Consider the following 26,929-nt stretch of genomic DNA (forward strand, 5'->3'; position numbering starts at 1 on the left):
ATGATCGATTTCCAGACCGTCGGCGACCTCTGCAACGCCCACCACATCGCCGAGGAGGAGGTCGACGCCGCGGTGGCCGCCTACCTCGCCGACCCGCTGCCGCCGATCTTCGTGTTCCGGCAGGGCTATCGGCTGAACCTGATGAAGGCGGTGCGCAACCATCAGGGCGCACGGGTCTTCATGGAGCGCGAGGATGTCGGCATCGCGCTGAAGCGCCCGTTCGTCCGCGCGGCGATCCTGCAGGCGCGGCCGAAGGGCTGAGCGATCACGCTCAGTCCGGCAGCGCGAACACCACCAGCGCGTCGCCGGTGCCGAAGCCGGACGCCTTGGTGAAGGACGAGCCGCCGGCCGCCACCGCGACGTACTGCTTCCCGTCGAGGCTGTAGGTGATCGCCGGGCCGCTGATGCCGGCGCCGCACTGGAACCGCCACAGGATCTCGCCGGTGCCGGCATCGTGCGCGTCGAGATGGCCGTCCTCCTCGCCGGAGAAGACCAGGCCGCCCGCCGTCGCCAGCGTGCCGCCGGCAAGCCGGCTCTCGGACCTCACCGACCAGGCGATGGTGCCGCCCTGGGCGAGGTCGACCGCCGTGAGCGTGCTGAAGCTCGGCTCGCCCTTCGCCTCGCCGGTCTCGGTGTAGCGGATCTCCGGCCGTCCGGGGCCGCCGGGCACGGTCTTGACGGTGTAGGTGGTCGCCCCGTGCCGGACCTGTGCGAAGGCGAGGCCGCTTGCGGCATCGTAGGCCGTCGGCGGCCAGGACACGGCGCCGAGGGGTCCCGGCGCGACCACGGTGCCTTCCGCGGTCGGGGGAGCGAACAAGTTCTTATGCGCGATCAGCGGGGCCGAGCGCTCGAGCAGCCGGCCCGTGGCGCGGTCGTGGACGTAGATCCAGCCGGTCTTGCTGGCGGAGGCGACCGCCTTCACCGGGCCGTCCTTTCCGTTCAGGTCGAGCAGGAACGGCGGGCTCGCCACATCGTAGCCCCACTCGTCGTGCGGCACCTGCTGATAGTACCACCGCAGCGCGCCGGTCTTCGCGTCGAGCGCCACGAGGCTCATCGTGTAGAGGTTGTCGCCCGGCCGCGAGAGCCCGAAATTCTGCGGCGCCGGGTTGCCGGTGCCGAGATAGATCAGGCCGAGATCCGGGTCGAAGGCCGGGGTCATCCAGAGCGATCCGCCGCCGACCCGCCATGCCTCTCGGTTGGCCGGCGCTGCCGCCTTCTCGGCGGCGACGTCGCGATGCAGCGGGACGCCGTCGGCGGTTGTCTCGACGTATCCGCCCTCCCAGCCGTCGGCCTTGGTGACGTACCAGCGCCAGCGTTCTTCGCCGGTCTTCGCGTCGTAGGCGGCGAGCCACCCGCGGCGCCCGTAGCCGCCCTCGATCCCGACGACCGAGCCGCCGTCGAGGCCGCCCTTCTCGTCCTCGACATGGAGCCCGTAGCCGGCGCCGCTCACCCCGACGATGACGAGACCGTCGGCGACGAGCGGCGGCATCTTGAAGCCGAGGCGGCTCGAGCCCTGCACCGGCTTGCCGCCGAGCTGCGCCGTCAGCCCCGATGCGGTCTCGGACTCGCCTTCCTCCGGGCGCACGGCCTCGTGGTCCCACACGACCTTTCCGGACTTGGCGTCGAGCGCGATCACCCGCCCGTCCATCGTCGCCTGGAACACGAGGCCGTCGGAGACGGCGACGCCGCGGTTCGAGGGCGGCCCGAAGATCTTCTCGGTGCGCGGCTTGTGGGTGTAGGTCCACAGCACCCGGCCGGACTTCGCGTCGAGCGCCGCGACGTTGTTCTGCGTGGTCGAGAGGTAGAGCGCGCCGTCGACCATCACCGGCTGGGCCTGGAAGTAGCCGGTCACCCCGGTCTGGAACATCCAGGCCGGCCGGAGCCGCCCGACGTTGCTCCGGTCGATCGCCGAGAGATCGGAGAAATTCCGGTTGGAATGGTCGTGCCCGAAGGTCGGCCACTCGCCGGCGGGCTCGGCGGCCCGCGCCGGCAGGGCGAGCGCAAGGAGCGCCACGGCGGCAACGGTCGATGTCGTCCTGGATGAACGCGGCACGCCGGCTTCCTCCCGCTCGGCGCGCAGGGCCGAGATGATTTCTTCTGGTTGCAGCCGGTAAGCGTTATCCCGCGAACTGTCGAACCGGACGAACGTCGCCGGCGCATCGATCCGCGGCCGCACCGGATATCAAAGGGCGTTCGCTCAATGCCCCGCCGGCGCGTCGCCGCCGCGCTCGACCCGCTTGAGGATCATCGCCAGCGGCACCGCCGAGGCCGAGACGAGGCAGAGCGCCCAGAACACGTCGATGTAGGCGAAGAACGCCGTCTGCGTCGCGAGCTGCTGCCCGATCCAGGCGGTGGCCTGCCCCTGCGCGTCGACGCCGGGAGTGCCGTGCACCGTGAAGTACTGCGTCGCCTGCCGCATGGTCTCCTGGTAGGCCGGGCTCGTGGTGGTGACGCTCTCCGACAGCCGGCTCTGATGGAACTGGCTGCGATAGGCCAGGATGTTTTGCGCCAGCGACACGCCCATCGACCCGCCGACGTTGCGGGCGACGTTGATCAAGGCCGAGGCCTGGTCGGTCTGCGACTTCTCGATGCCCTCGTACGAGGCGGCGGTGATCGAGATGAAGATCATCGGTAGGCCGATGCCGATGTAGATCCGCGACCAGGCGAAGAACCAGAACGTGGAATCGCCGTAGATTCGGGTCAGGTCGTACATCGCCAGCGCCACGATCGTCGCGCCGGTGGCGATCAGCCATTTCGGCTGGAAGTAGCCGGACACCTGCCCGATCACCAGCATCATCGCCACGGTGACGAGGCCGCCTGGCGCCAGCACGAGCCCCGAGATGGTGGCGGTGTAGCCGTAATAGTCCTGCGTGATCTGCGGGATGAACTGCGTCGTCGCGATCAGGATCGCGCCGGTGGCGAGCATGACCAGGAAGCAGGAGCCGAACTGGCGCTTGCCGAGCAGGCGCAGGTCGACGGCCGGGTTCTTCGCCCTCAGAAGCCACGGGATCATCGCGACGAACGACACCACGGCGAGAACACCGAAGACCTGGATCAGCGGCGAGCCGAACCAGTCCTTGCGCTGGCCCTCGTCGAGGCAGACCTCGAGCGAGCCGAGGAAGGTCGCCACCAGGAGGAAGCCGACGATGTCGAACCGGATGCCCTTCTTCCGCAGCGCCTTGCGCTCCTTCACCGCGGCTTCGGAATCTTCCAGAAGCCACCACATCAGCGCCAGCGCGATCACGCCCACGGGGCCGTTGATCAGGAAGCACCAGTGCCAGGAGACGTTGTCGGACAGCCAGCCGCCGAGCGTCGGGCCGACGACCGGCGCGACGACGATCGCGAGCCCGTAGAGCGCGAAGGCTTGGCCCCGCTTGGCGGGGGGGAACGAGTCGGCGAGGATCGACTGCGCCAGGGGCGCCATGCCGCCGCCGCCGAGCCCCTGGATCACGCGGAACACGAGCAGCGAGTTCAGGTCCCAGGCGAAGCCGCAGGCGATCGAGGCGACGGTGAACAGCGCGACGCTGGCGATGAAGAACGCCTTGCGGCCGTAGCGCTTGGCCAGGAAGCTCGATGCGGTGAGCGCGATCGCGTTGGCGACGAGGTAGCTCGTGACCACCCACGCCGCCTCGTCCGGCCCGACCGCGAGCCCGCCCGAGATATAGCGGAGCGCGACGTTAGCGATGGTGGTGTCGAGCACCTCCATGAAGGTCGCGAGCGCGACGACGAGCGCCACCGCCCACGGGCTGTGGCCGCCCGCGGTGCGCGGCAGGCCGCCGGACGTCGCCTTTGCCTTTCCCGCATCCTTGCCGCCGGCCTTGCGCGAACCGCCGCCCGCCGCGGCGGCCCCGGCGCTCATCGCACCCGCACCGTCGGCACGATCGACATGCCGGGGCCGATCGACACGTCCTGCGGCCATTCGTCGACGACGATCTTCACCGGGACGCGCTGCACCACCTTCACGTAGTTGCCGGTGGCGTTCTGCGCCGGCAGCAGGCTGAAGGCGGTGCCCGAGCCGGGCTGAACCGAGGCGACCTTCCCGTTGATCTTGCGGTCGGGATAGGCGTCGATCTCGATCCTCACCGACTGGCCCGGGCGCATATCGGTGATCTGCGTCTCCTTGTAGTTGGCGACGACCCACTTCTCGTCGGGCACGAACATCGCCAGCGATTGGCCGGCCTGAGCGTACTGCCCGACCGCGCCGGTGAGCTGCACGACCCGGCCCGGCTGCGCCGCCGTCACCGTCGTGTAGCCGAGGTTGAGCACGGCCTGCGCCGCCTGCGCATCGGCGTTGGCGAGGCTGGCCTCGGCCGATGCCCGCTGCGCCTGGAGGGAGCCGATCTGCTTCTGCGCCTGCACCACGCTGGCGTTCGCGCTCGTCAGCGCGGCCTGGCGCTGCTCGAGGGTCGAGGTCGAGGACTGCGATTGCTGCACGGTGCCGGCGCCGCGGCTGGCGAGATCCTTGTAGCGGGCGGCATCCGCCTTCGCGAAGTCGAGCGCCGCCTGGTTCTGCGTCACCTGCGCCTTGGCGACGTCGATCTGCGCCTTCTGCGCCTCGACCTGCGCGTCGACGTTCTGGATCGACGCCTTGGCCGAGGCGATCTGCGCTTGGGCCTGCTCGAGGGCGACCTGATAATCGCGCCGGTCGATCTGGAACAGGGTCGCGCCGGTGTCGACGTGCTGGTTGTCGGTGACCGAGAGCGCGACGACGTAGCCGGACACCTTCGGCGCGATCGAGAACTGGCGCGCGTCGACGAAGGCGTCGTCGGTGGATTCGTAAGGGTGCAGGTAGATCTGCCAGTAGAAGAACCCGGCGATCCCAAGGAGCACGATCGCGATCCCGCCGAGGACGAACCACCACGGATGGCGCTTGAGGATACCCGGCCGGTTCTCGTCGTCCTCGCCCTCGGACGACGCGTCCTGATCGGGCTCGGCCTTGCTCTCGTCGGCCTCGTCGCCCGCAGGAGGATCCTTCTCCTGCGGCTTGAGATCGATGATGTCGCGTCGGTCGGGCGCCTCCCGGTCGTCGGGGCGCGTCTGCGGGTCCAGGGCCGTCGCCTGGCGCTGATCGTCTAGCATCGAAAAGAAACCGCCTGCGCCCGCGCCGAACACTGCCGAAGCGGCCGGAGCGAACGAATAACCCGCCTCACCGACTAAAAAGGCGATGCGACGGCAAAGTTCCGCTGCGCTTCGCCGCGCCGTTCGCCCCCGCGGAACAGGGCCGAGGGGAACGGGTGTTGCGGTGCGGCGTTTTCGCGCCGGAGTACCGTACCGATCACCAGCGAGCCGATGCGATGGCCCTCTTCTCCCGAACCCATCCGACCGGCGTCCCGCTCGTTGGGACCGCGCGCCTCGACGCGATGAGCCGGACGCTGGCGCGCAACTGGTGGCTCGTCGCCCTGCGCGGCGTCGTCGCCATCCTGTTCGGCGTGATGGCCTTCGTGGCGCCGGCCGCCTTCGTCCTGTCGCTGGTGTGGTTCTTCGCCGCGTACATGGTCGTCGACGGCGTGTTCGCGATCGTCGCCTCGGTCCGGGCGGCACAAGCCCACGAGCGCTGGGGCTTCCTGCTGATCGAGGGCCTGCTCGACATCCTGGTCGGCGTCGCGGCCTTCTTCGTGCCCGGCGCCGCCGTCTGGGCCTTCGTCCTGCTCGTCGCGATCTGGGCGATCGTCACGGGCGCGCTCATGATCGCGGCCGCCTTCCGCCTGCATCTGCATTTCGGACGCTGGTGGCTCGGCCTCGGCGGACTGGTCTCGATCCTGTTCGGTGCGGTGCTGCTCGTCGAGCCGGGCATGTCGGCGCTGGTGCTCACTTGGTGGCTCGGCGCCTACGCCGTCGCCTTCGGCGTCCTGCTGGTCGTCCTCGGCTTCCGCCTGCGCGACCGCCACGAGGCGGCCGGCTCGCCGATGCCCTTCCGCCACGGCGTCTGAGAGACCGGACGTCCCGGCGGACGCCACACGGCATAGCTTCGCTCCGCCCGATCGTTCTAGAACGGCAGCGCCGGCGGAGCTGTGGCGTCGCACGGGCCGCCGTTCAGGAACACGATGCCTCCACCCGATTCGGATCGACGCCCCCCCGACGACGCCTCGCCCGATGCCGGTGCCGCGGCGCGGGAGGCGGCTGCCGCCGCCAAGGTGCTGGCGCGCCAGCTCGGCATCCTCGCAGCCGGTGCCGCGCGCGGCGCCGGGCGCAGGGGCCGGGAGGCGGCGCGAGCCACCGGATCGCTCGTCGGGGGCCTCGCGGCACGCCGCCGATCCAAAGCTCCGGCCGAGGCTGACGCCCCCATCGCGGGTCCGGCGACCGCCGGGTCCGCGCCGTCGCGCTTCGCCATCCGCGGGCGTTCGCTGCGCCCCGCCCTCCTGGTCGCCGGCGCCGTCGTCGCGTTGCCGCTCGTTGCGCTGGCCGGCTACGTCCTGTTCGCGTTCCTGACGCTGCCGCCGCTCGGCGGCGTGGTGATCGACCAGGGCCAGCGCGCGCTCACCGTCGAGGCCGACGACGGCCGGGTCTTCGCCACCCGCGGCACGTTCCGCGGGCAGCCGATCACCAAGGCGGAGCTTCCGCCGCATCTCGCCCAGGCGATCGTCGCCATCGAGGATCGGCGCTTCTACAGCCATTGGGGCATCGACCTGCGCGGGCTGGTGCGCGCGGCCTGGCGCAACGCCGTCGGCGGCGGGGTGCGCGAGGGCGGCTCGTCGATCACGCAGCAATATGTCCGGCTGACCTCGCTCAACCAGGAGAAGACCCTGCGCCGCAAGATCCAGGAGGCCTTCCTGGCGTTGCGGGTCGAGTCCGAGATGAGCAAGGACGACATCCTGCTCGGCTACCTCAACACCGCCTATTTCGGGGCCGGCGCCTACGGTGCCGATGCGGCGGCGCGGCGCTACTTCGGCAAGGGTGCGAAGGCGCTGACCCTGCCGGAAGCGGCGATGCTCGCCGGGCTGGTGCGGGCGCCCTCGCAGCTCGCCCCGACGCGCAACTTCGGCGGCGCCAAGGAGCGCGCCGACGTGGTGCTGCAGACCATGGTCGAGACCGGCGCGATCACCGCGGAGGCCGCCGACGCGGCGCGGGCCAAGACCGTGACGCTGCGCACGCCGCCGGAGACGCCGCCGGGCAGCAACTACTTTCTCGACCTCCTCGCCGCCGACGCCAAGAAGCTCACAGACGCGCCGGGCGACCTCACCGTGCGCTCGACCCTCAACCTCGACCTCCAGAGCCTCGCCGAGGGAATCGTCGCACGCCGCCTCGACGCCGAGGGCGGCAAGAAGAAGATCGGCCAAGGCGCGCTCGTCGCGATGTCGAAGGACGGCGCGATCCTCGCGATGGTGGGCGGGCGCGACTACGAGGACAGCCAGTTCAACCGCGCGACCCAGGCCAAGCGCCAGGCCGGCTCGCTGTTCAAGCTGTTCGTCTACCTCACCGCCTACGAGAACGGGCTGACCCCGGAGACCGTGCTGGTCGACCGCCCGGTGCAGATCGGCGACTGGGAGCCGCAGAACGCCAACAACCGGTTCCGCGGCGCCGTGCCGCTGCGGACCGCCTTCGCGCTCTCGATCAACACGGTGGCGGCCCAGCTCGGCGAGGAGCTCGGCATCCCGGCCGTGATCGCGACGGCGAAATCCCTCGGGGTGCAGTCCGAGCTGCCGAACGTGCCGAGCCTCGCGCTCGGCTCGGCCGAGGTCACGCTGCTGGAGATGACACGCGCCTATGCCGGCGTTCTGGCCAACCGCACGCCGGTGGAGAGCTTCGACATCCACGCGATCCGCGGCGGAGCGCCGGCCCCGCTATATCTGCGCCCCGACGCCAAGCCCGCCGCCGGCCTGCCGGGCGACAGCCGCACGATGATGCTCGATTCGCTGCAGGCGGTGGTCGACGGCGGAACCGGCAAGGGCGCGCGCGTGTCCGGCTTGGCCGTCGGCGGCAAGACCGGGACGACGCAGGATTACCGCGACGCCTGGTTCATCGGGATGACGCCCGACATGGTCGTCGGCGTCTGGGTCGGCAACGACGACAATTCCGCGATGAACCGCGTCGGCGGAGGCGACGTCCCGGCCTCGATCTTCCGCGATTTCGTGCAGCGGGCCTCGGCGCAGATGGCCAAGGGCCGCAAGCGCCCCTCCGCGGTCAAGGCCGAGCCGCAGCCGGCCGAAGCGGCGCCGCCCGCGCCCGCAGCCGCCGCGCCGGCCGCCGGCCCCGAGGCGCGCGGCGTGCCCGAGGTGATCGACACCGGGACCCTGTCGTTCCGCGGCCGCACCGTGCGGCTCGCCGGCGTCGACGGCCAGGGCGGCCACCTCGCCCGCCAGCTCGCGCGCTACCTGCGCCGCCGCGAGGTGGTGTGCGCGCCCGATGCCGGCGGAACCCAAGGCTCCCGCTGCCGCATCGACGGCGACGACCTCGCCGCGCTGATCCTCTCGGCCGGCGGCGCCCGCGCCAGCGAGGACGCGCCGCCCGACTTGCTCGCGGCGGAGGAGCAGGCGCGGTCGGAACGCACCGGGATGTGGGGCGGGCGCCGCTGAGGAAACGTGCCGGCTTACCCGGGGCCTTGCATGCGATCCGGGCCCGCGGCGATCGACGAAGCGCTCCGGTTGGAGGCGGCCGTTCATAACGCGTTGTAGAACCCGATCGCCTCCTCGAGCTCGCGCTCCTCGTAGCCGAAATGCGAGATCACGATCTGCTCGAAGGTCTCGTAGATCCTGCCCAGGGCGAGGGCGTAGTCCCGGCGCGGATCCACGGCGATGGCGCGCGCGATCTGCAGGATGCGTTCGAGCAGGGCGTGAACGGTCCGGTGCTCCGCGCCGAGGCGGTCGAGGACCGGGCTCATGCTTGCGTCCTGCCTGATGGCCGGAAAGACGCTGCCTTCCTCGATGTCGTGATGCATCTGGAGCATCTGGCATTGTTGCCCGCACAGGTTGCCGAACGCGCGGAAGTTCGCGACCATCGACAGGGACGCGACGCCCTCGGACACGGCCTCGACGGTGCCGGTCCCCGACCGGAACCGGTCGAGCGCAGCGCGGACGGCGGCAAGCTCGGCGAGGTGGTGCCGGTGATACAGGCCCAGGCGCCGCCCTCGGGCGCGTTGCATCGGGGTGACGCCGGGGATGGCCGGTGCCCTGGGCCGGGTCGCGTCGTCCAGGAAGGGGATCCCTTCCAGGGTCAGGATGGGTTCGACCGTCATGGCGGGCAGGCTTTCGCTTCGGAACTCGTGGGAAGGGCGAGGGACCGGGTTCGCGCCTCCGCGTCAGCCCGCCGGTTGGCGCCTCTTCAGCTCCATGTTCTCGCGGTAGAGCAATTGGAGGCTCTTGAAGACGCCGGCGAGATACGACGCGTAGGTCGGCAGGGTGTCTGCGGCGACGCCCGCGCGTGTCGCGAAATGCGCGACGATGGCATCGGACTCGGCGGTGAGGACGCCGGGCGTCAGCTCGGCCGTCGGATAGGCGACCCGGGTTCCGGTTCGTGCGAGAAGGCTGCCGATCGCCTTCTGCTCCTTCGTGCCTTGGACGAACTCCCGCAAGGTCACGTGGTCGAGCTGCCCGGTTTCCAGGAGGAACAGGCGGACCTTGAAGCAGAACGGGCAGCCGGCCATCAGGTAGATGACGGGCTTGAACGGGGTATCGGTCATCGTCGGGTTTCCTGTTCGATGCGGGCTCGAAAGGTCGATGCGGCCGGAGCAAACGACTTCAGCCGCTATCCTGAGAGGCATCAGCACAGCCGGGCGACGGCGAGGCTCGCGACCAGCAGCAGGATCGCCGGCGCGGGCGAGGACGGCAGCACCGGGAGGTGGGCGAGGATCGCGCCTGTCATGTTCGCCGCGAGCCAGACGGCACCGAAGAACCCGTAGCCCGGCACCAGGAGGGTCGCGGCTCCGACGACTTCGATCACGCCCGTGACGATCCTGAGCCATTGCCCGAGGCCGATCTGATCGAAGAACTGGATCATGATCGGAACGCCGCCGCGCCTGGCACCGCCGGTTTCCAGGAAGGCGACGACGAGCAACGCCGTCAGGATCGGGACGGTGATGTCGCGAGCGCGCGCGGGCGCAGCTGCAGGAGCGACGAGGGTCTGCGACATGCGCGATCTCCTTGCTGGACGGTGAAGCCGGAGCGATCGCCGGTCGCGCGCGCCGATGCATGGGGTTCCGTCTCGTGCCTCGGTTTCGCTTAGTGACCGGGTCATGATATGAATTCGCGGAGCCGTCGCAAGACGGCACAAACCGGATACCGAGGTTACATGGATGTGACCGCGTCCCAGCCGAAGCACTCGCCCGAGTGCCTGCGCGTCTCGCAACTGCTGTCGCGCATCGGCGACAAGTGGACCGTGCTCGTGATCATGCTGTTGCGTGAGCGCGCGTGCCGTTTCAGCGAACTCAAGCGCGGCGTCGACGGGATTTCGCAGCGAATGCTGACCCTCACGCTGCGCCATCTTGAGCGGGACGGTCTGGTGACCCGGACGGTGACGCCGACCATCCCGCCGCGCGTCGACTACGAACTCACGGAGATCGGGCATTCCCTCGCGGAGCCGATCCAGGCGCTCGGGCGATGGGCGTTCGACAACCTCGCCCGGATCGACGCCGCACAGGCATCGTACGATGCGCGCGCGGAGGCGGCCTGACGCCACCCCATCGCACCCGTGGATTCACTGGCGTCGGTGACGGGCTCCGTCAGCGCTCGACGGCGTCCCCTGCGGCATGATCGGACGGCGCCGGGACATGCGGCGCGTGCTGTGGCGGTCACCGCGCAGGATGTCGAGGAAGCCCGATGCGAGCGGAAACGGAAGGCCCCCCGCTGCCGCATCGGCGGCGGCGACCCCGCCGCGTTGATCCTCTCTGCCGGTGGCGCCCGTGCCTTCGAGGGTCGGGTTCGGCGACAGACGGCCGTCGCCCTATCGGTCCGCGAGCCAAACGGCCTGACGCGGTCGCCGGCGGCTGCTAGCGTCCGATCCGACGCGAACAAGAACGTCTGCGGGAGGTCACGATGCGGAAACCCGTCCTGGGTCTCGCCTGGGCGCTGCTGAGCTTCGGGTCACCGGCTCTGGCCGAGCCTGCGCCCGACCATCCGGCGACCTTCAAGCCGGCGCAGCGCGAGGGCTACTTCTTCGTCGGCGGCGCCTACGAGACGGTCGCGGGCAAGGGTGCCGCCGTCGGGCAGATGTTCGTGCAGTATCACGCGCCGGTCGAGGTGGCGCAGCCCTATCCCGTGGTGATGGTGCACGGCACGGCGCAGACCGGCGTGAACTTCCTCGGCACGCCGGACGGGCGTCCCGGCTGGGTCGATCGGTTCGTCGAGAAGGGGTTTGCCGTCTACGTCGTCGATCAGGTCGGCCGCGGCCGGTCCGGCGACGATCCGGACGCCTACGGCCCCTATGCGCGGCTCGCGCCGAACGACCTGGAGACGATCTTCACCGGGCAGGAGCGCTTCGACCTGTTTCCGCAGGCCAAGCTTCACACCCGCTGGCCGGGCGGGGCCGGCGTGAGGGGCAACGCGGCGTTCGACCAGTTCTACTTCTCGCAGGTGCCGTTCATCGCCAGCGCCCTGCGCAGCGAGGAGCTCGTCGACCCCGCGCTGATCGCGCTGCTCGAGAAGATCGGGCCGTCCGTCCTGCTGACGCATTCGCAGGCCGGCGTGTTCGGATGGGCGGTGTCGGACCGGCGCCCCGACCTGGTGAAGGCGCATGTCGCGGTCGAGCCGAACGGGCCGACCTTCTACGACATCCGCTTCAAGGGGGGAGCGGACTGGTACGAGAAGGTCGGCGAGGCGCGCGCCCGGCCCTACGGCATCACCCGCGTGCCGCTGACCTTCGATCCGCCGGTCTCGACCCCGACCGACCTCGTCGTGGCGCAGTCCGAGGCGCCGCTCCGTCCCGGCCAGATCCGCTGCTGGCTCCAGGCCGAGCCGGCACGCAAGCTGCCGAATCTCGCCCGCGTACCGGCCGTGATCGTGACGGCCGAGGCCTCGTTCCGCGCGACGATGGACGACTGCACCGGTGCCTTCCTCGAGCAGGCGGGCGCCAAGCCCGACCGCTTGGCGCTGGCCGAGCACGGCATCCACGGCAACGGCCACATGATGATGCTGGAGACCAACAACGGCGGGGTCGCCGACGCGATCATCGGATGGATCGCCGGCAGGCTGAAGTAGCGGCGCGGCCTACCGGAACGGCGGCTCGTCGAAGCTGCGCAGCTTGCGCGAGTGCAGGCCGTGGCGGTCGCCGCGCAGGATGTCGAGGGCGGCGAGCCCGATCAGCAAGTGCTCGGCCACCGCTCGCTCGTAGAAGGCGTTGGCCGCGCCCGGCAGCTTGATCTCGCCGTGCAGCGGCTTGTCGGAGACGCAGAGCAGCGTGCCGTAGGGCACCCGCAGGCGGTAGCCCTGCGCGGCGATCGTCCCGCTCTCCATGTCGACGCCGATGGCGCGGCTGAGGTTGATCCGGCGGCGTTCCTGGCTGAAGCGCAGCTCCCAGTTGCGGTCGTCGTAGGTGACGACCGTGCCGGTGCGCAGGCGCCGCTTCAGCGCGTCGGCCTTCTCGCCCGTGACCTGCGCGGCCGCGGCCTGGAGCGCGAGCTGCACCTCGGCGAGCGCCGGCACCGGAACGTCCGGCGGCACCAGCTCGTCGAGGATGCGGTCGCGGCGCATGTAGCCGTGGGCGAGCACGTAGTCGCCGATGGTCTGCGATTGCCGCAGGCCGCCGCAATGCCCGACCATCAGCCAGCAATGCGGGCGCAGCACCGCGAGGTGATCGGTGATCGTCTTCGCGTTCGAGGGGCCGACGCCGATATTGACCAGCGTCGTGCCCTGCGCGGTGCCGTCGGCACCTTCGGACGCGAGATGGTAGGCCGGCATCTGGAAGCGGTGCCAGGGCGAGGCGGCCATCAGCGCCGCCGGGTCGGCGGAGGCGGCCTCGCCGCGCGTCACGGTGATGCCCCCCGGCATGACCAGCTTGGTGAAGCCCTCCGCGCCTGAGGCGAGGCGCTCCAGCCCGTGGCGGACGAACTGGTCGACGTAGCGGTGGTAGTTGGTCAGCAGGATCCAGGGCTGGACCTCGCGCCAGTCGCAGCCGGTGTAGTGCACGAGGCGACGGAGCGAGTAATCGACCCGCACGGCGTCGAACAGGGCGAGCGGGCGCGGCTCGTCGGCCATCGGCTGCCAGGTCCCGTCGGCGATCTCGTCGCCGACGAGCGAGAGCAGCGGCACCGGGAACCAGGTCGCGAGCTCGGCCGGGCTGACGCGTCCCGCGCCGAGGTCGGTGCCGGGCTCGAGCACGTAGGAATACGGGATCTCCTGCGCGCTCAGGCCGACCTCGAGCCCGACCCCGTAATCGGCCACCAGCGGCTCGAGCTGCGCCGTCAGGTAGGCGCGAAAGTCGGCGGGGCTGGTGACGGTGGTGCTGTAGGTGCCCGGCGCCTGCATCTTGGCGGTCGCGCGGCTGATGCGCGGGACCGGGCCGGCGGGCCGGTAGGTCACGCGAAGCTCCGGGTAGCGGAACTGCAGCCGCTCGGCGGCGTCCGGCGGCTTGCCGCCGTCCAGCGTGCGGGTCAGCGCGGTGCGCAGGGCCTGGGTCGCGCCGGCATGCAGCTCGACCAGCCGGTCGACGGCGGTCGCGACGTCGGCCACCGCCTCCATCGGGCGCAGTTCGTTCTCGATCACGCGCGTTCCCCGTTCAGATCCTGCCTGGCCCGTCCCGCCCGGCTCTACACCCCGGCGCCCGTGCGCGCGAGACGGGGCTTGCGGTCGGCGTCGCGTTGCCCGAAAGCCGGCGGATGACCGATCGGCATGCCAAGAACGCGACCAGCATGGACGCCGCCGGCGACGCGTTCGCGCGCCGCGCGGGCGAGGAGGCCGTCGCCCTCCCCGATCGCGCCGATGCCGGGCTCCACTTCATCGGCCGCATCCACACGCCGTGGACGGTTCGCGGAGACTGCCCGAAGAACGGGTTGCAGACCGACGCGGCCTGCACCGTCGCGGTCGATCCGCGCTACGCGCCGGGCCTGCAGAACGTCGAGGGCGCGAGCCACCTGATCCTGCTGTACTGGATGGACCGGGCCGAGCGCGGCCTGCTGGTGCAGCGCCCGCGCCACGCCGACGGCAGCCGCGGCACGTTCTCGCTGCGCTCGCCGGCGCGGCCGAACCCGATCGCGCTCTCGGTGGTGGAGCTGCTCGGACGCGACGGCGCGACCCTGACGGTGCGCGGTCTCGACTGCCTCGACGGCACCCCGCTCCTCGACATCAAGCCCTACTACGCGACGACCGATTCCCGGCCCGACGCGACGGTGGACCGGGCCGGAACCGCCCGCGCATGAGGCGCCGCGTCGTCGCCGGCCTGGCCGCCCTCGCCCTCGTCGGCACCGGCATCCTGATCGGGCGGATGCTCGCGGTCGCGCCGGTCAACGTCCGCGCCTACGCGCAGGGCCGCCTCACCGCGGTGCAGGTCCATCTCGACGAGGCGCCCGCCGACTACGTCTTCCTGGCCGGCGATTCCCACGCCGAGTTGGAAACGCCGGCACAGCGGCCCTGCGGCCTGGAACTCGTGAACGGCGGGGTCAGCGGCGCCAGCGCGCCGGTCTACGCCGACCTCGTCGCGACCCTGCGGTTTCCGGTCCGGCCGCGGGCGGCGGTGCTGACGATCGGCACCAACGACATCCTGGCCAAGAACCACCCGCGCGAGGCCGCGGCGGCGGCGCGCTACGAGGCGGCGGCGACGCGGATCATCCAACAGCTGACGGCGAACACGGATCGCCTCGTCGTCACGGCGCTGCCGCCGATCGGTCGCGCGCTCGACGGGCGCCTCGACCCGCTCGCGGTCGCGGATTACTCGGATCGGCTCAAATTTCTGTGCGCGCGGCTCGGCTGCCGCTTCGCCGATCCCTTCGCCGCGATCCGCGACGGGGCGACGGGCTTCGCCAAGCCCGGCACGATGCGTGACGGGCTCCACCTTGCGGCCTACCGGCCCGTGCTCGGCGCGCTCGCGCCGGCCCTGTGCGACCCAACGCCGCCCTGATCGGATCCGCGCACGGCCAAAAAGGTTGTGTCGGCGGAGACAAGTTTCCAGCCGGCAGGTGCGCAACGGGTGCGATCGGGTCTAAGTATTCCGGATAACGGGACGATCCGGCAACGCGCGAGCGGATGCAGGGCGGAACACGTCTCGGCGGGGCATGGTCAATGGGTGGATCGATCGCCGGCGTACAGGAATCCCCCGCGGTGAGCCGGGACGAGCCCGCCATCGTCGATCCCGACGTCTACGTGCCGGCACTGCTGACGCACCTGTCGAACACGCTGACCAACAACGCCTCGATCTTCTACCGGCAGCATTTCGGGGTCGGCCTGACCGACTGGCGGATCATGTACCGGCTCGCCTCCGAGCCGTGGATCACCGCACACCGGATCTGCGAGCTGTCGGCCCTCGACAAGGCCGTGGTGAGCCGCAGCATCGCCTGGATGGAGAGCCGCGGCCTGGTGCTGATCCAGGGCGACGCGAAGGACGCCCGCCGCCGCCTGCTGGCGCTGTCACCCGCCGGCCTCGACCTGCACAACCGCATCACCGTCGTGGCGCTGGAGCGCGAGCGCAACTTCCTCGCCGCGCTCAGCGCGGACGAGGTCGCCGAGACGATCCGCCTGCTGACGAAGCTGGTCGACAACCTCGGTGCGTTCTCGAAGCCGGTGGCGATCCCGCCCGAGGCGGTCGCCCCCGACGAGACCGCGCCGCCGACCTCGCCGCGCCGGCCGATCAAGCCGCGGTAGCGGCCGGGCGGCTCGGAGCCGGCGGCCGGATCCGGTACCAGCCGACGTAGAGCGCCGGCAGGAAGAACAGCGTCAGGAAGGTCGCCGCGATGATGCCGCCGATCATCGCGTAGGCCATCGGCCCCCAGAACACCTCGCGGGCGATCGGGACCATGCCGAGGCTCGCCGCCGCGGCCGTCAGCAGGATCGGGCGCATGCGGTGGCGGGTCGCCTCCACCACCGCGTCCCAGGGCCCGAGGCCGTCGGCCTCGCATTCCTCGATCTGGCTCACCAGGATCACCGCGTTGCGGATGATGATGCCGATCAGCGCCAGGATGCCGAGGATCGCGACGAAGCCCATCGGCTTGCCCGAGGGCAGCAGAGCCGCGACGACGCCGATGAGCCCGAGCGGGGCCACGCTCGACACTAGGAACAGCTTCTGCACGCTCTGCAGCTGGATCATCAGGAACACCGCCATTGTCAGCAGCATCACCGGCACCACCGCGGCGATCGGGCCCTGGCCCTTGGCCGCCTCCTCGACCGCGCCGCCGGTGGCGAGCGTGTAACCCTCCGGCAGGGCCGCGGCGAACGCGTCGATGTCGGCGGCGAGCGCCGCCACGATGGTCGGCGGCTGCGTCGCGTCGATGATCGGGGCGCGCACCGTCAGCGTCGCGACCCGGTCGCGGCGCCAGACGATCGGCTGCTCCAGGTCGTAGGCGATCCGCGCGAAGGCGAGCAGCGGCACCACCGAGCCGTTGGCGAGCGTCACCTGCAGGCTCTGCAGGGTGTCGAGCGAGGTCCGTTCCGCCGCCTGCGCCCGCCCGATCACGCTGACGAGGTAGATCGAGTCGCGCACCTGCGTGATCGCCGTGCCGCCGACGACGCCGTTGAGGATGCCGGCGATGTCCTGGCTGGTGACGCCGAGCTGGCGTGCCTTGTCCTGCAGGATCTCGACCCGCAGCACCTTGCCGGGCTCGTTCCAGTCGAAGGTCGGCACGCCGACATGCGGGCTCTTGGCAACGATGTCGGCGAGCGCGAGCGCCTTCGCGCGGACCACCTGGAGGTCGGACCCGCTCAAGCGGTACTGGATCGGCCGGCCGACCGGGGGGCCGAGCGAGAGCGGGTTCACGAACACGTCGGTGCCGACGAAGTCGCGCTTCGCCCGCTCCTCGAGCTTGGGGAACAGGCGGTCGCGCGCCTCCAGCGACTTCGTCACCACGACGACCTGCCCGAAGAAGCTGTTGGCGAGTTGCTGGTCGAGGGGCAGGTAGAAGCGCACCGCCCCCTGGCCGACATAGGACGACCAGCGCTCGACGTCGGGGTCGCCCGTCAGGGTCGCCTCGAACCGGTCCATCTGGGCCTGCGTCTCGGTGACCGTCGCGTTCTGCGGCAGGGTGAAGTCCACCAGGATCTCGGTGCGGTCGGAGGCCGGGAAGAACTGCTGCTGCACGAAGGTCATGCCGTACATCGACAGGCCGAGCAGCGCGACGCAGCCCGCGACGGTGAGCCAGCGGAAGCGCATCGCGGCGACGAGCGCGCGCAGGAACAGCCGCCCCATCCGGCCGGGCTCGTGGCTGTGCTTCTTCATGGTCTTCGGCAGCAGCGTCACGCCGATCAGCGGCGCGAACAGCACGGCCACCACCCACGAGACCAGGAGCGAGGCGGCGATCACCACGAACAGCGAGTAGGTGTACTCGCCGGCCGACGAGCCGTTGAAGCCGATCGGCAGGAAGCCGGCCACCGTCACCAGGGTGCCGGTCAGCATTGGGAAGGCGGTCGAGGTGTAGGCGAAGGTCGCGGCCTTCTTCAGCGAATCGCCGAGCTCGAGCCGCGCGACCATCATCTCGACGGTGATCATCGCGTCGTCGACGAGCAGGCCCAGCGCGATGATCAGCGCACCGAGCGAGATGCGCTGCAGGGTGACGCCCATGATCTGCATCACGACGAAGACGATGGCGAGCACCAGCGGGATCGAGATCGAGACCACGAGGCCGGCGCGGATGCCGAGGCTGAGGAAGCTCACCGCAAGCACGATCACCACCGCCTCGAGAAGCGCCTGGGTGAAGCCGCCGACCGCCTCCTCGACGATCCGCGGCTGGTCCGAGACGAGGTGGATGCCGACGCCGATCGGCAGCTTCGCCTCGATCAGGCGCATGCGCGCCTTCAGGTCCTCGCCGAAATGCAGCAGGTTGGCGTTCGGCCGCATGGCGATCGCCAGCCCGATCGCCGGCTTGCCGTCGACGCGGAACAGGGCGGCCGGCGGGTCCTCGTAGCCGCGGCTGATCTCGGCGACGTCCGACAGGCGGAAGAAGCGGTCGTTGACCCGCAGGTTGATGGTCTCCAGCGAGGTCTCGGACGAGAACTGCCCGCTCACCCGCACCGAGACCCGCTCCGGCCCGGCCTGGACGACGCCCGAGGGCGAGATCGCGTTCTGGCTCTGCAGCGTCTTGATCAGCGACTGGATGTCGATGCCGTAGCCGGCGAGCTTGCGCGTCGAGAAGTCGAGGAAGATCGTCTCCTTCTGCGTGCCGAGCAGCAGCGTCTTGCCGATGTTGGGCACCTTCAGGATCTCGGTGCGCACGCCCTCGACGTAGTCGCGCAGCTGGCGGTGGCTCAGGCCGTCGGCGGTGAAGCCGTAGACGTTGCCGTAGACGTCGCCGAACTCGTCGTTGAAGAACGGCCCCTGCATCCCCTGCGGGAAGGTGCCCTGGATGTCGCCGAGGCGCTTGCGGACCTGGTAGAACGACGGCTGGATCTCGGACGCCTTCGTGGTGTCGCGCAGCTGCACGAACACCGTCGCGTTGCCCGGCGTGGTGTAGCTGCGGACGTAGTCCAGGGTCGCGACCTGCTGCAGCTCCTTCTCGATCCGGTCGGTGACCTGCTCGAGCGTGTCGCCGATGGTAGCGCCCGGCCATACCGCCTGAACCACCATCGTCTTGATCGCGAAGGGCGGGTCCTCCTCGCGGCCGAGCCCGCGATAGGCGAGCGTGCCGGCCACGAGGCAGATCGCCATGAGGAACCACACGAAGGAGCGGTGCGAGAGCGCCCATTCCGATGCGTTGAAGCTACCCACGATCAGAAGTCCTGCGTGCCGGGAACGACGATGGGCGCATCCGCGAGGCGGATCGTCTGGCCGTCGGCGAGGGAGTGGACGCCGGCGACGACGACGCGGTCGCCCGCCACCAGCCCGCTCGCGACGCCGACATAGTCGCCCTTCCGGTCCGAGACCGTGACCGGGGACCGCTTCGCCGCGTCGCCGGCGGCGTTGACGATCCACACGGAATCGCGCCCGTCGGCGCCGAGGATGGCGGTGGCGGGCAGCACGAAGCGCGGCGCGATCCTGCGCACCAGCGACACGGTGATCGTCGCCCCGAGCCGGAACGCGCGCGGCGGGTTGTCGAGCGACATCCGGATACGCCGAGTGCGGGTGCTCGCATCGGCGAAGGGCGCGGTCTCGCGGACGGTGCCGACGGCGGTGATCTCGGGGGCGCTCTGCAGCGCCACGGTGAAGCGGCCGTCCTTCGGCATGGCCGCGACGAGGTCGTCGGGGATGTCGACCACCGCCTCGCGCACCTCGGGCCGCGCCACGGTCACCACCGTCTGCCCGGCGGTGAGGTCCTGCCCGATCTCGGCGTTGCGCTGCGTGACGACGCCGTCGAAGTCGGCATGGAGCTCGGTGTAGCCCATCTGGTCGCGGGCCTTTTCCAGGCTCGCCTGCGCCTGGGTCAGCCGCGCCTGCGCGGTGTCGCGGTTGGCGACGGTGCTGTCGAGCTGCGCCTGGGTGACGTTGCCGCCTTCCATCAGGCGCCGGGTCCGCGCCTCGGTGGCGGCGGCGTTCTCGGATTGCGCCTTGGCATCCGCCACGTCGGCCTCGGCACGGGTCATCGCGAAGCGCGGCACCACGGTGTCGAGGGCGGCGAGCCGCTGCCCCTTCTTCAGGAGGTCGCCGACGGTGACGTCGCGCGCGACCACCCGGCCGGCGATCTGGAACCCGAGCTGCGACTGGTAGCGCGGCTCGACCGTGCCGGCGAACGGCCCGAACCGCACCGACGCGATCGGCTTGGCGACGGCGTACAGGACCGGCCGCACCGGCGGCGCCTTCGCCTCCTCGGCGGGCTTGCAGGCGGCGAGCGCGAGCAGCGACGTTCCGACGAGGATGGAAGGGGCCCGAAACCGCCCCCCTCCCCCCCCTGCGCGGGAGGAGGAAGGAAAGGCGGCGGCAAAGAAACGCTCGAACACCATCACTTCGCCGCTCCCGTCGCGACCTGCTCGGCCACCGTCACGGCCTGGCCGGGCCGAAGGAACTGGATGCCGGCGATGACGACCTCCTCGCCCGACGCGACCCCGCTCGACAGCGCGATGCTGTCGGGGCCGTAGCGGTCGATCGTCACGATGCGGGGCGCCACCGTGCCGCCGGCGGGATCGCGTACCCAGACCGCGGGCTTGTCCTCCCAGCGGTAGAGCGCCGACCATGGCAGCACGATCGCCGCGTGGCTCTGGAACCGGCCACGGCCGATCACCACCGCGCCGAGGGTCATCGCGGGCGGCGTCTGCTTGAGGCCGACCTTGACGCGGACGGTGCCGGAGGCCGGATCGACGCTGGGCGAAATCTCGCGGACGCTGCCGACGGCGGTCACCGACGGGTCGCCCTGGAGCGTCACGTCGACGGTGCCGGATTGCGGAGGGGACGCCAGCAAGGCCTCGTAGACGTTGAAGACCGCATCGCGCGGCCCGTCCTGCGCCAGCGTCAGCACCGACTGACCGGCCTGCACCACCTGCCCGGTCTCCAGGGAGCGGTTGAGCACGATGCCGGCCACGCCCGACCTCAGCTCGGTGTAGGACAGCTGCTCCTGCGCCGTGCCGAGGGCCGCCTTGGCCGAATCGACCGCGGCCTGGGTCGTGCGCAGCTGCTGCTCGGCGTTGTCGTAGGAGGGCCGCGTGGTGTAGCCGCTCGCCATCAGCGCTTCCTGGCGCTTGAACCCGAGCTTGGCCTGGGTCGACAGCGCCTCGGCCGAGGCGAGCGCCGCCTGCGCGTTGGCGAGGTTCGAGCGTTGCTCGCGCGGGTCGAGCCGGGCCAGGACCTGATCGGCCGCGACATGGTCGCCGACCTCGACGAGGCGAGTCTCGATCTTGCCGGCGGTGCGGAACGAGACGCTGGTCTGCCCCTGCGCCTGGACGTCGCCGGTGAAGACGACGTCGCCGGCGATCGGGCTTTCCGCCGCGATCACCGTGCGCACCAGGGTCTGCGCCATCAGCGGCACCGGATCGGCACGGACGGCGGTCGCCGCCAGCATCGTCGACGCGAGGACGATGGAAAAACCTCGGTTCACGGCGTGCATGGTCTCGACTCGATCTATCGCGGCCGGAACTTATCCGCTATCCTACCGACCGTCCAGACGGTTTTTACGGGTGGTGTCGATGGACGACGGGACGGCGAAGACGCGTAGCCGGCGACAGGATCGGGCCGAGGTGATCCTCGACGCGGCCGAAGCCCTGCTGCGGCGCTCCGGCAGCCGCACGCTGACGATCGACGCCGTCGCGGTGGAAGCCGGGCTGAGCAAGGGCGGCGTGCTGCACCACTACGCCTCGAAGGATGCGCTCGTGACCGCGCTGGCGGTCCGCAAGGTCGGCCGGCTTCGCGCCGGCATCGCCGCCTGCCTCGCCGCCGGCCCGCGAGGGCCCGCCGCGCTGCCGCTGGCGGTGATCGCCCATGCCCGCGAGATGTACGCCGAGGAATGCGGGTTTCCGGATGCCCTGCTGATCGCGTCGGCCGACAACCCCGAGGCCGTGGCGGCCTTCTCCGACTTCCTGGCCGAGCAGCTCGCGGCGATGGGCGCGATCGGGGGGCGCGCGGGCCAGGGTGCGGCGCTGACCTTCTCGATCCTCGGCCTGATGCTGAGCCGCTCGCTCGACTTCCACCGCCTCGACGGCGCGGCGCTGAATTGCCTGTTCGACGCCCTCGAGACCCAGGCGCGGGCGCTGCCCGCGGATCAGTAGAGGGCGTTGGCCGCCAGCGCCTGGAACACCAGGGCGTGGCGGCCCGCGAGCGCGTCGACATCGTGCGTGTAGCCGCCGCCGATCACCGCGACGAGCGGGATGCCGCGGGCGCGCGCCTGCCCGACGACGAAGCGGTCGCGGGCAAGCAGCCCGTCGTCGCTGAGCGCGAGCCGGCCGAGGCGGTCGTCGCGATGCGGGTCGACGCCGGCATTGTAGAACACGAGGTCGGGCGCCAGCGCGTCGAGGAGGGGCGGAAGCCGCGCATCGAGCACGGCGAGGTAGCCGGCATCGTCGAGCCCGTCGGGCAGGCCGATGTCGAGGTCGCCGGCGATCTTGGCGGTCGGGTAGTTCTTCTCGCAGTGGATCGAGAGGGTGAAGAGGTCCGGCGAGCGCGCGAGGCAGTCGGCGGTGCCGTCGCCCTGGTGCACGTCGCAATCGACCACGAGCGCCCGCCGGATCGCACCCTCGGCCTGCAGGGCGCGGGCGACGACCGCGACGTCGTTGAAGACGCAGAACCCCGCCCCCTGCTCGCGCCGGGCATGATGGCTCCCGCCTGCGGCGCTTCCGGCGAGACCCTGCGCGAGGGCGAGGCGCGCCGCGAGCAGCGTGCCGCCGACCGAAGCGCGCGAGCGGCGGACAACGCTCGCGTCCACCGGCAGGCCGATCGCCCGCTCGATCGCCCGCGGGACCGAAAGAGCGAGGACGGCCTCGACGTAAGCCGCATCGTGGGCGAACCGCAGCAGCTCGGGCGAGGCCGGCTCCGGCGTCACGAACCCGCGCGGCGCCAGCCCGCGCTCCGTCAGGACTTCGGCGAGCCGTCCGTACTTGCGCATCGGGAACCGGTGCCCGGCCGGCAGGCTCGCCTCGTAGGCCGGGTGGAACACGATCGGCGGGATCACCGCGCGCCCTTCAGGTCCGCGACGATGCGCTCGCCCAGCGCCCGGCCGCTGTCGAAGGCCGCCTCGATCCGCGGGCCGAGGCACCAATCGCCGGCCGCGCCCAGCCGCTGCGCCGGATCATAGAGGCAGGGCTCGCCGAGCGCCGTCTCGACCATGGCGTAGCGCCAGCGATGGACGGCGGCGTAGGCCGGGCGGACCGCCCGGCCAAGACGGGCTTCGAGCGCGCCGATCAGCGCGGCCCGGACCGCCTCGCGCGGATCCTCCAGATGCGTGCGGGACCAGTCCGGCGCGGCATGCGCCACCAGGGCGTGACCGGCCGCGCGTCCGGGCTTGGTCTCCTCGCGCACGATCAGCGCGATCGGACCGTCCGCGAACGCCAGATGCGCCTTCGAGAAGCCGGGGTGCTCGTCGAGGTCGAGGAGCAGCGACCAGCACGGCGCGTAGGTCGCCCGCTCCGGCCCGGGCAGGACGAGACCGCTCGCCGCAATCAACGCCACGACCTGCGGCGCCGGAAAGGTCAGGCCGACGGCGGCGAACGGACCGCTGGCGACGCCGTCCGCATCCGTCAGCATCCAGCCGGCCTCCGAGCGCGCGATGCGGATGATCGTGGTCTCGAGCGAGACCGGAAAGCCGTCGAGCAGGGCCCGGACCGGCGCCGGCATGCCGGGCAGGCCGACGGTGCGGCCGTCCTCGCCCCAGGGCGCAGCAACGCCGGACGCGATCCAGGTTGCGCACTGCGCGCGGAACGCGTCGCCCTTGGCGCGGAAGAACTGCGCGCCGTGGTCGAAGCGCTGGCCCGTCCCGGTGCGCCGCGTCGCCATGCGCCCGCCGATGCCGCGGCCCTTGTCGAAGATGCGGACGGCGATGCCGGCTTGGGCGAGGCGTTGGGCGGCGGCGCCGCCCGCCATGCCGGCTCCGAGGATCGCGACGGTTCCGCCTTCGGCCAAAGCTTCGCTCCCCTGGGTGCGCCCGAGGCTGTCATACGGCTGAAATGCGCACCCTGTTAGGGGCAGTCCGCCGGCGCGGCCGCACGCCGCGGGACAGGCCGGTTCGGAGATGCGTGCCGCATGGGTCTCGCCAGCACCTTACCGGCCCTCGACGGCACCGCGCTCGCCCTCGCGCCGTGCGCGCTCCTGACGATCGTCCACCTCGCGAGCCTGATCGTGGCGGGTCGGCGGATCGGCCGTTCGCCCGGCGAGACCACGTTCCCCGCCGGCGCACCGATCTCCCTGGTGCGCCCGGTCTGCGGCCTCGAGACCTTCAGCGAAGAGACCCTCGCCCGCGGCTTCGCGCTCGACCACCCGGCCTACGAGATCCTGTTCTGCGTCGCCGATGCCGCCGATCCGGTGCTGCCGCTGGTCCGCCGCCTGGTCGCGGCACATCCGCAGGTTCCGGCCCGCATCCTGATCGGCGACGAGCGCATCAGCGACAACCCGAAGCTCAACAACTGCGTGCGGGGCTGGGAGGCGGCGCGACACGATTGGATCGTCATCGCCGACTCGAACGTGCTGATGCCGGCGGACTACCTGCAGCGGATGCAGGCGGCGTGGCGCGCCGACACCGGCCTCGTCTGCTCGACGCCGATCGGCGCGCGGCCGGACGGGATCTGGGCCGCGGTCGAGTGCGCCTTCCTCAACACCCTTCAGGCGCGCTGGCAATATGCCGGCGAGGCGGTGGGGCTCGGCTTCGCGCAGGGCAAGAGCATGCTCTGGCATCGCCCGTTCCTCGAGGCGCAGGGCGGCATCCGGGCGCTGGCCGCCGAGATCGCCGAGGACGCGGCGGCGACGAAGCTGGTGCGCGCGGCCGGCCGCCGCGTCCACCTCGTCGCAGCGCCGTTCGAGCAGCCGCTGGGGCGCCGCAGGGCGTCCGAGGTCTGGTCCCGCCAGATCCGCTGGGCGCGCCTGCGCCGGGTGACGTTCCCGCTGTTCTTCGCGCCCGAGATCGCCAGCGGCACGCTGCTGCCGTTCCTGCTCGCAGGGCTCCTGGCCGGAACCTGGACGGCGGCGGCCGGCCTCGCCGCTCTCGCAGCTCTGGGCTACGCCGCCGAGCTCCGGCTGGCGACGCGCGCCGGCTGGTTCCACGCCCCCCGCCTGCTCCTCGCCTTCGTTCTGCGCGACGCGCTGATCCCGCTGGTCTGGTGCGCGGCCTGGACCCATCGCGCGATCGTCTGGCGCGGCAACGCCATGGACATCCGCCTCAAGCCCGTCGTCCGGCCGCGACGGGTCGGGCGGACGGCGCGCCCCGCCTGAGCCGGTTGCATCGCGGCGCGAACGGCGCGATGCCGGTCGCGGATCATCAGCAGCGGTCGGTCACGTGCGCATCGCCATCCTCGAAGCCGGATCGCCTCCGGCGCGGCTCGACCGCTTTCCCTCCTACGGCGCGATGACGGCCCGGATGATCGGGCCGGCGCACGACAGCACGATCTTCGATGTCCGCGCAGGACGGATGCCCACCGATTGGCAGGCGTTCGACGGCTACGCCGTCACCGGCTCGGCGGCCGGCGTCTACGATCCGCTGCCGTGGATCGCGCCGCTGATCGCGGCCCTGCGCGCGCTCCCGCCGGAGAAGCGCCTCGTCGGCATCTGCTTCGGGCATCAGGTGATGGCGGAGGCCTATGGCGGCCGCGCGATCCGCTCGGAGAAGGGGCGCGCCCTCGGCCTGCACGGCTACGCGGTGACGGAGCGGGCGCCGTTCATGGACGACGCGACGCGGATCGCGGTGGCGGCGTTCCATCAGGATCAGGTCGTCGTGGCCCCGCCCGCGACCCGCGTGCTCGCGGCGAGCGCCTTCACGCCCTACGCGATGCTGGAATATTGGGACCGCGCCGCGCTGTCGGTGCAGTTCCACCCGGAATTCGAGCCCGACTACACCCGCGCCCTGATCGCCGGCCATGCCGATGCGCAGGACGATCCGGAGCGGGCGCAAGCGGCGCTCGCCTCGCTCGACGCACCGGACGACCGGCACCGGGTGGCGGGCTGGATCCGACGATTCCTGGAGCAGGAATGAGAAGGTTGGTGCGGGTAGAGGGAATCGAACCCCCACGCCTTGCGGCTGGCGATTTTGAGTCGCCCGCGTCTACCAGTTCCACCATACCCGCGACGGGGAGCCTTTTCGCACAGGTCCCGTGGCCGGGCCAAGCCCTTTCCCGGGGTCGCGCACGGCGTGCGGCGGATCGCCGGCACGCTGGTGCGGTCGGGCCGGCTGTGCTCAAAGGGCGCCCTGCCCCGAGGAACCCGATGCACAGACAGGCCCGATGATCCGCCGCCTCTACGAGTGGATACTCGCACTTTCGGGCAAGCCCTCCGCGCCCTACGTCCTGGGCGCCGTGGCGTTCGCCGAGAGCTCCTTCTTCCCGGTCCCGCCCGATGCGATGCTGGTGCCGATGGCGGTGAGCCGGCCCGACCGGGTGTGGTTCTACGCGCTGATCGCCACGGTCGGCTCGGTGCTCGGCGGCCTCGTCGGCTACGCCATCGGCGCGCTGCTGTTCGATTCGCTCGGAACCTGGCTGATCCGGCTCTACGGCCTGCAGGACAAGGCGGCGACCTTCCAGCAATCCTATGCCGAGTACGGGCACTGGGTGATCCTGCTCAAGGGGCTGACGCCGATCCCCTACAAGCTCGTGACCATCACCTCGGGCTTCGCCCATTACAGCCTGTTCTGGTTCACGCTGCTGTCGATCGTCACCCGCGGCGCGCGTTTCTTCATCCTCGCCGGGCTGCTCGGGCGCTACGGCGTCCAGATCCGCGGCGTGCTCGACCGCCATCTCAACGCGGTCGTCGCGATCTCGGTCGCGGTGATCGTCCTCGGCTTCGTCCTGTTCAAGGTGATCCTCTAGATGAGCTACGCCGCCCTGCTGCGCCTGCGCCGCGCCGCGCTCGCCGTCCTGATCGGCTCGATCCTCACGGTCGGCGCCGCCCTGGTGCTGCAGTTCGGCTACGGCTACGCACCGTGCAAGCTCTGCCTGACCGAGCGCCTGCCCTACTACGCGGCGGTACCGCTCGCCGTCCTCGCGCTGTTCCTGTCCGAGCGGCTCTCGCGCCTCGCCCTCGGGCTGGCCGCGGCCGGCCTGCTCTACGGCGCCGGGCTCGGCGCCTACCACGCCGGCGCGGAGTGGGGTTTCTGGCCGGGCCCGACCGATTGCGGCGGCGGCACGGGCGCGAACCCGGCGGCCGTCGGCGATTTTCTGAACGCGTTGCAGACGACGAAGGTCGTCGACTGCTCGACCGCGGCGATGCGGGTGCTCGGCGTCTCGCTCGCCGGTTGGAACGCGGTCATCGCCTTCGTGCTCGCCGGCATCGCCGGCACGGCCGCAGCGAAGCCCTGAGCGATCCG

Annotated in this window: 25 protein-coding genes and 1 tRNA gene; 13 read left to right on the forward strand and 13 right to left on the reverse strand. The window is 71.2% G+C overall.

The features are described from left to right. Positions 1-261, forward strand: a complete 261-nt coding sequence (locus FV227_RS00350) for a hypothetical protein (RefSeq protein ID WP_147727069.1) — start codon at positions 1-3, stop codon at positions 259-261. A gap of 10 nt (positions 262-271) precedes the next feature. On the opposite strand, the gene FV227_RS00355 is transcribed toward FV227_RS00350, so the two are convergent. The 3 genes from FV227_RS00355 to FV227_RS00365 all read right to left on the reverse strand — a co-directional run bounded on the left by FV227_RS00355 (position 272) and on the right by FV227_RS00365 (position 5,079). After that, entirely contained in the window at positions 272-2,014 is a 1,743-nt protein-coding gene (locus FV227_RS00355; protein WP_246686330.1) for a PQQ-binding-like beta-propeller repeat protein, read from the reverse strand. A 183-nt stretch (positions 2,015-2,197) separates the two neighbouring features. Next, positions 2,198-3,859: a DHA2 family efflux MFS transporter permease subunit gene (locus FV227_RS00360; RefSeq protein WP_147727068.1), complete on the reverse strand. Its 1,662-nt coding sequence runs from the start codon at positions 3,857-3,859 to the stop codon at positions 2,198-2,200. Continuing rightward, positions 3,856-5,079, reverse strand: a complete 1,224-nt coding sequence (locus FV227_RS00365) for an HlyD family secretion protein (protein WP_147858079.1) — start codon at positions 5,077-5,079, stop codon at positions 3,856-3,858. The genes FV227_RS00360 and FV227_RS00365 overlap by 4 nt, the downstream gene beginning before the upstream one ends. 215 nt (positions 5,080-5,294) lie before the next feature. On the opposite strand from FV227_RS00365, the gene FV227_RS00370 reads away from it, so the two are divergent. Both FV227_RS00370 and FV227_RS00375 read left to right on the forward strand, forming a co-directional pair. After that, complete coding sequence (locus tag FV227_RS00370; protein WP_147727066.1) at positions 5,295-5,930, forward strand: HdeD family acid-resistance protein; 636 nt, start codon at positions 5,295-5,297, stop codon at positions 5,928-5,930. A 114-nt stretch (positions 5,931-6,044) separates the two neighbouring features. Continuing rightward, positions 6,045-8,513, forward strand: a complete 2,469-nt coding sequence (locus FV227_RS00375) for a PBP1A family penicillin-binding protein (protein WP_147858080.1) — start codon at positions 6,045-6,047, stop codon at positions 8,511-8,513. An 83-nt stretch (positions 8,514-8,596) separates the two neighbouring features. On the opposite strand, the gene FV227_RS00380 is transcribed toward FV227_RS00375, so the two are convergent. From FV227_RS00380 to FV227_RS00390, 3 genes are all read right to left on the reverse strand, one after another. Further along, complete coding sequence (locus FV227_RS00380; RefSeq protein ID WP_147728280.1) at positions 8,597-9,172, reverse strand: hemerythrin domain-containing protein; 576 nt, start codon at positions 9,170-9,172, stop codon at positions 8,597-8,599. A gap of 63 nt (positions 9,173-9,235) precedes the next feature. Next, entirely contained in the window at positions 9,236-9,616 is a 381-nt protein-coding gene (locus FV227_RS00385) for a glutathione S-transferase N-terminal domain-containing protein (RefSeq protein WP_147728279.1), read from the reverse strand. 80 nt (positions 9,617-9,696) lie between these two features. Then, positions 9,697-10,065: a DoxX family protein gene (locus FV227_RS00390; RefSeq protein ID WP_147728278.1), complete on the reverse strand. Its 369-nt coding sequence runs from the start codon at positions 10,063-10,065 to the stop codon at positions 9,697-9,699. A gap of 159 nt (positions 10,066-10,224) precedes the next feature. Here FV227_RS00390 and FV227_RS00395 point away from each other — a divergent pair, with 159 nt between their 5' ends. Both FV227_RS00395 and FV227_RS00400 read left to right on the forward strand, forming a co-directional pair. Continuing rightward, on the forward strand, positions 10,225-10,605 hold the full coding sequence (locus FV227_RS00395) for a helix-turn-helix domain-containing protein (RefSeq protein ID WP_147858081.1): 381 nt from the start codon (positions 10,225-10,227) through the stop codon (positions 10,603-10,605). A 362-nt stretch (positions 10,606-10,967) separates the two neighbouring features. Continuing rightward, positions 10,968-12,128: an alpha/beta hydrolase gene (locus tag FV227_RS00400; protein ID WP_147858082.1), complete on the forward strand. Its 1,161-nt coding sequence runs from the start codon at positions 10,968-10,970 to the stop codon at positions 12,126-12,128. A 9-nt stretch (positions 12,129-12,137) separates the two neighbouring features. Here FV227_RS00400 and FV227_RS00405 read toward each other — a convergent pair whose 3' ends face one another. Next, the gene (locus tag FV227_RS00405) at positions 12,138-13,607 is read right to left on the reverse strand and encodes an AMP nucleosidase (protein ID WP_210246687.1); all 1,470 of its coding nucleotides are present in this window, start codon (positions 13,605-13,607) and stop codon (positions 12,138-12,140) included. A 170-nt stretch (positions 13,608-13,777) separates the two neighbouring features. On the opposite strand from FV227_RS00405, the gene tsaA reads away from it, so the two are divergent. From tsaA to FV227_RS00420, 3 genes are all read left to right on the forward strand, one after another. Then, entirely contained in the window at positions 13,778-14,284 is a 507-nt protein-coding gene (tsaA, locus tag FV227_RS00410) for a tRNA (N6-threonylcarbamoyladenosine(37)-N6)-methyltransferase TrmO (protein WP_147728281.1), read from the forward strand. Then, a complete protein-coding gene (locus tag FV227_RS00415) occupies positions 14,281-14,982 on the forward strand; it encodes an SGNH/GDSL hydrolase family protein (protein ID WP_147858083.1) in 702 nt (233 codons plus the stop codon). Before tsaA ends, FV227_RS00415 begins: the two co-directional genes overlap by 4 nt. Positions 14,983-15,182: 200 nt before the next feature. Then, complete coding sequence (locus FV227_RS00420; protein ID WP_210246686.1) at positions 15,183-15,722, forward strand: MarR family winged helix-turn-helix transcriptional regulator; 540 nt, start codon at positions 15,183-15,185, stop codon at positions 15,720-15,722. On the opposite strand, the gene FV227_RS00425 is transcribed toward FV227_RS00420, so the two are convergent. Genes FV227_RS00425 through FV227_RS00435 form a run of 3 tightly spaced genes read right to left on the reverse strand, consistent with a single transcriptional unit; the run spans position 15,709 to position 20,995 of the window. After that, on the reverse strand, positions 15,709-18,774 hold the full coding sequence (locus FV227_RS00425; protein ID WP_147858085.1) for an efflux RND transporter permease subunit: 3,066 nt from the start codon (positions 18,772-18,774) through the stop codon (positions 15,709-15,711). The two genes, FV227_RS00420 and FV227_RS00425, sit on opposite strands and share 14 nt — an antisense overlap. A 2-nt stretch (positions 18,775-18,776) precedes the next feature. After that, positions 18,777-19,943: an efflux RND transporter periplasmic adaptor subunit gene (locus FV227_RS00430; RefSeq protein ID WP_147726495.1), complete on the reverse strand. Its 1,167-nt coding sequence runs from the start codon at positions 19,941-19,943 to the stop codon at positions 18,777-18,779. Then, positions 19,943-20,995: an efflux RND transporter periplasmic adaptor subunit gene (locus FV227_RS00435; protein ID WP_246686338.1), complete on the reverse strand. Its 1,053-nt coding sequence runs from the start codon at positions 20,993-20,995 to the stop codon at positions 19,943-19,945. The genes FV227_RS00430 and FV227_RS00435 overlap by 1 nt, the downstream gene beginning before the upstream one ends. A 124-nt stretch (positions 20,996-21,119) precedes the next feature. On the opposite strand from FV227_RS00435, the gene FV227_RS00440 reads away from it, so the two are divergent. After that, positions 21,120-21,698: a TetR/AcrR family transcriptional regulator gene (locus FV227_RS00440; protein WP_147858086.1), complete on the forward strand. Its 579-nt coding sequence runs from the start codon at positions 21,120-21,122 to the stop codon at positions 21,696-21,698. Here the strand turns inward: FV227_RS00440 and FV227_RS00445 are convergent. Further along, a complete protein-coding gene (locus FV227_RS00445) occupies positions 21,692-22,594 on the reverse strand; it encodes a histone deacetylase (protein WP_147726504.1) in 903 nt (300 codons plus the stop codon). The genes FV227_RS00440 and FV227_RS00445 overlap by 7 nt on opposite strands. Next, entirely contained in the window at positions 22,594-23,544 is a 951-nt protein-coding gene (locus FV227_RS00450; RefSeq protein WP_246686331.1) for an NAD(P)-binding protein, read from the reverse strand. Before FV227_RS00450 ends, FV227_RS00445 begins: the two co-directional genes overlap by 1 nt. A 120-nt stretch (positions 23,545-23,664) precedes the next feature. Here FV227_RS00450 and FV227_RS00455 point away from each other — a divergent pair, with 120 nt between their 5' ends. Then, positions 23,665-24,846, forward strand: a complete 1,182-nt coding sequence (locus FV227_RS00455; protein ID WP_147858087.1) for a ceramide glucosyltransferase — start codon at positions 23,665-23,667, stop codon at positions 24,844-24,846. Between the two features lie 64 nt (positions 24,847-24,910). Then, on the forward strand, positions 24,911-25,603 hold the full coding sequence (locus FV227_RS00460) for a type 1 glutamine amidotransferase (RefSeq protein WP_147727380.1): 693 nt from the start codon (positions 24,911-24,913) through the stop codon (positions 25,601-25,603). A gap of 6 nt (positions 25,604-25,609) precedes the next feature. Here the strand turns inward: FV227_RS00460 and FV227_RS00465 are convergent. Then, positions 25,610-25,694, reverse strand: a tRNA-Leu gene (locus FV227_RS00465). Positions 25,695-25,850: 156 nt separating this feature from the next. Between FV227_RS00465 and FV227_RS00470 the strand changes: the two genes are divergently transcribed. Next, complete coding sequence (locus tag FV227_RS00470) at positions 25,851-26,432, forward strand: YqaA family protein (RefSeq protein WP_147727379.1); 582 nt, start codon at positions 25,851-25,853, stop codon at positions 26,430-26,432. Continuing rightward, positions 26,433-26,921, forward strand: a complete 489-nt coding sequence (locus FV227_RS00475) for a disulfide bond formation protein B (protein ID WP_147727378.1) — start codon at positions 26,433-26,435, stop codon at positions 26,919-26,921. The last annotated feature ends 8 nt before the right edge of the window (positions 26,922-26,929 follow it).

It is taken from the genome of Methylobacterium sp. WL119, assembly GCF_008039875.1.
Lineage (GTDB): Bacteria > Pseudomonadota > Alphaproteobacteria > Rhizobiales > Beijerinckiaceae > Methylobacterium.

Bases quoted from the DNA above. Each gene is read 5' to 3' on its own strand.
- FV227_RS00400 (WP_147858082.1), top strand. From the start codon at position 10,968: ATGCGGAAACCCGTCCTGGGTCTCGCCTGGGCGCTGCTGAGCTTCGGG.
- FV227_RS00470 (WP_147727379.1), top strand. From the start codon at position 25,851: ATGATCCGCCGCCTCTACGAGTGGATACTCGCACTTTCGGGCAAGCCC.
- FV227_RS00390 (WP_147728278.1), bottom strand. From the start codon at position 10,065: ATGTCGCAGACCCTCGTCGCTCCTGCAGCTGCGCCCGCGCGCGCTCGC.
- tsaA (WP_147728281.1), top strand. From the start codon at position 13,778: ATGGACGCCGCCGGCGACGCGTTCGCGCGCCGCGCGGGCGAGGAGGCC.
- FV227_RS00350 (WP_147727069.1), top strand. From the start codon at position 1: ATGATCGATTTCCAGACCGTCGGCGACCTCTGCAACGCCCACCACATC.
- FV227_RS00385 (WP_147728279.1), bottom strand. From the start codon at position 9,616: ATGACCGATACCCCGTTCAAGCCCGTCATCTACCTGATGGCCGGCTGC.
- FV227_RS00360 (WP_147727068.1), bottom strand. From the start codon at position 3,859: ATGAGCGCCGGGGCCGCCGCGGCGGGCGGCGGTTCGCGCAAGGCCGGC.
- FV227_RS00475 (WP_147727378.1), top strand. From the start codon at position 26,433: ATGAGCTACGCCGCCCTGCTGCGCCTGCGCCGCGCCGCGCTCGCCGTC.
- FV227_RS00405 (WP_210246687.1), bottom strand. From the start codon at position 13,607: ATGGAGGCGGTGGCCGACGTCGCGACCGCCGTCGACCGGCTGGTCGAG.
- FV227_RS00370 (WP_147727066.1), top strand. From the start codon at position 5,295: ATGGCCCTCTTCTCCCGAACCCATCCGACCGGCGTCCCGCTCGTTGGG.
- FV227_RS00375 (WP_147858080.1), top strand. From the start codon at position 6,045: ATGCCTCCACCCGATTCGGATCGACGCCCCCCCGACGACGCCTCGCCC.
- FV227_RS00440 (WP_147858086.1), top strand. From the start codon at position 21,120: ATGGACGACGGGACGGCGAAGACGCGTAGCCGGCGACAGGATCGGGCC.
- FV227_RS00415 (WP_147858083.1), top strand. From the start codon at position 14,281: ATGAGGCGCCGCGTCGTCGCCGGCCTGGCCGCCCTCGCCCTCGTCGGC.
- FV227_RS00435 (WP_246686338.1), bottom strand. From the start codon at position 20,995: ATGCTGGCGGCGACCGCCGTCCGTGCCGATCCGGTGCCGCTGATGGCG.
- FV227_RS00395 (WP_147858081.1), top strand. From the start codon at position 10,225: ATGGATGTGACCGCGTCCCAGCCGAAGCACTCGCCCGAGTGCCTGCGC.
- FV227_RS00380 (WP_147728280.1), bottom strand. From the start codon at position 9,172: ATGACGGTCGAACCCATCCTGACCCTGGAAGGGATCCCCTTCCTGGAC.
- FV227_RS00430 (WP_147726495.1), bottom strand. From the start codon at position 19,943: ATGGTGTTCGAGCGTTTCTTTGCCGCCGCCTTTCCTTCCTCCTCCCGC.
- FV227_RS00455 (WP_147858087.1), top strand. From the start codon at position 23,665: ATGGGTCTCGCCAGCACCTTACCGGCCCTCGACGGCACCGCGCTCGCC.
- FV227_RS00365 (WP_147858079.1), bottom strand. From the start codon at position 5,079: ATGCTAGACGATCAGCGCCAGGCGACGGCCCTGGACCCGCAGACGCGC.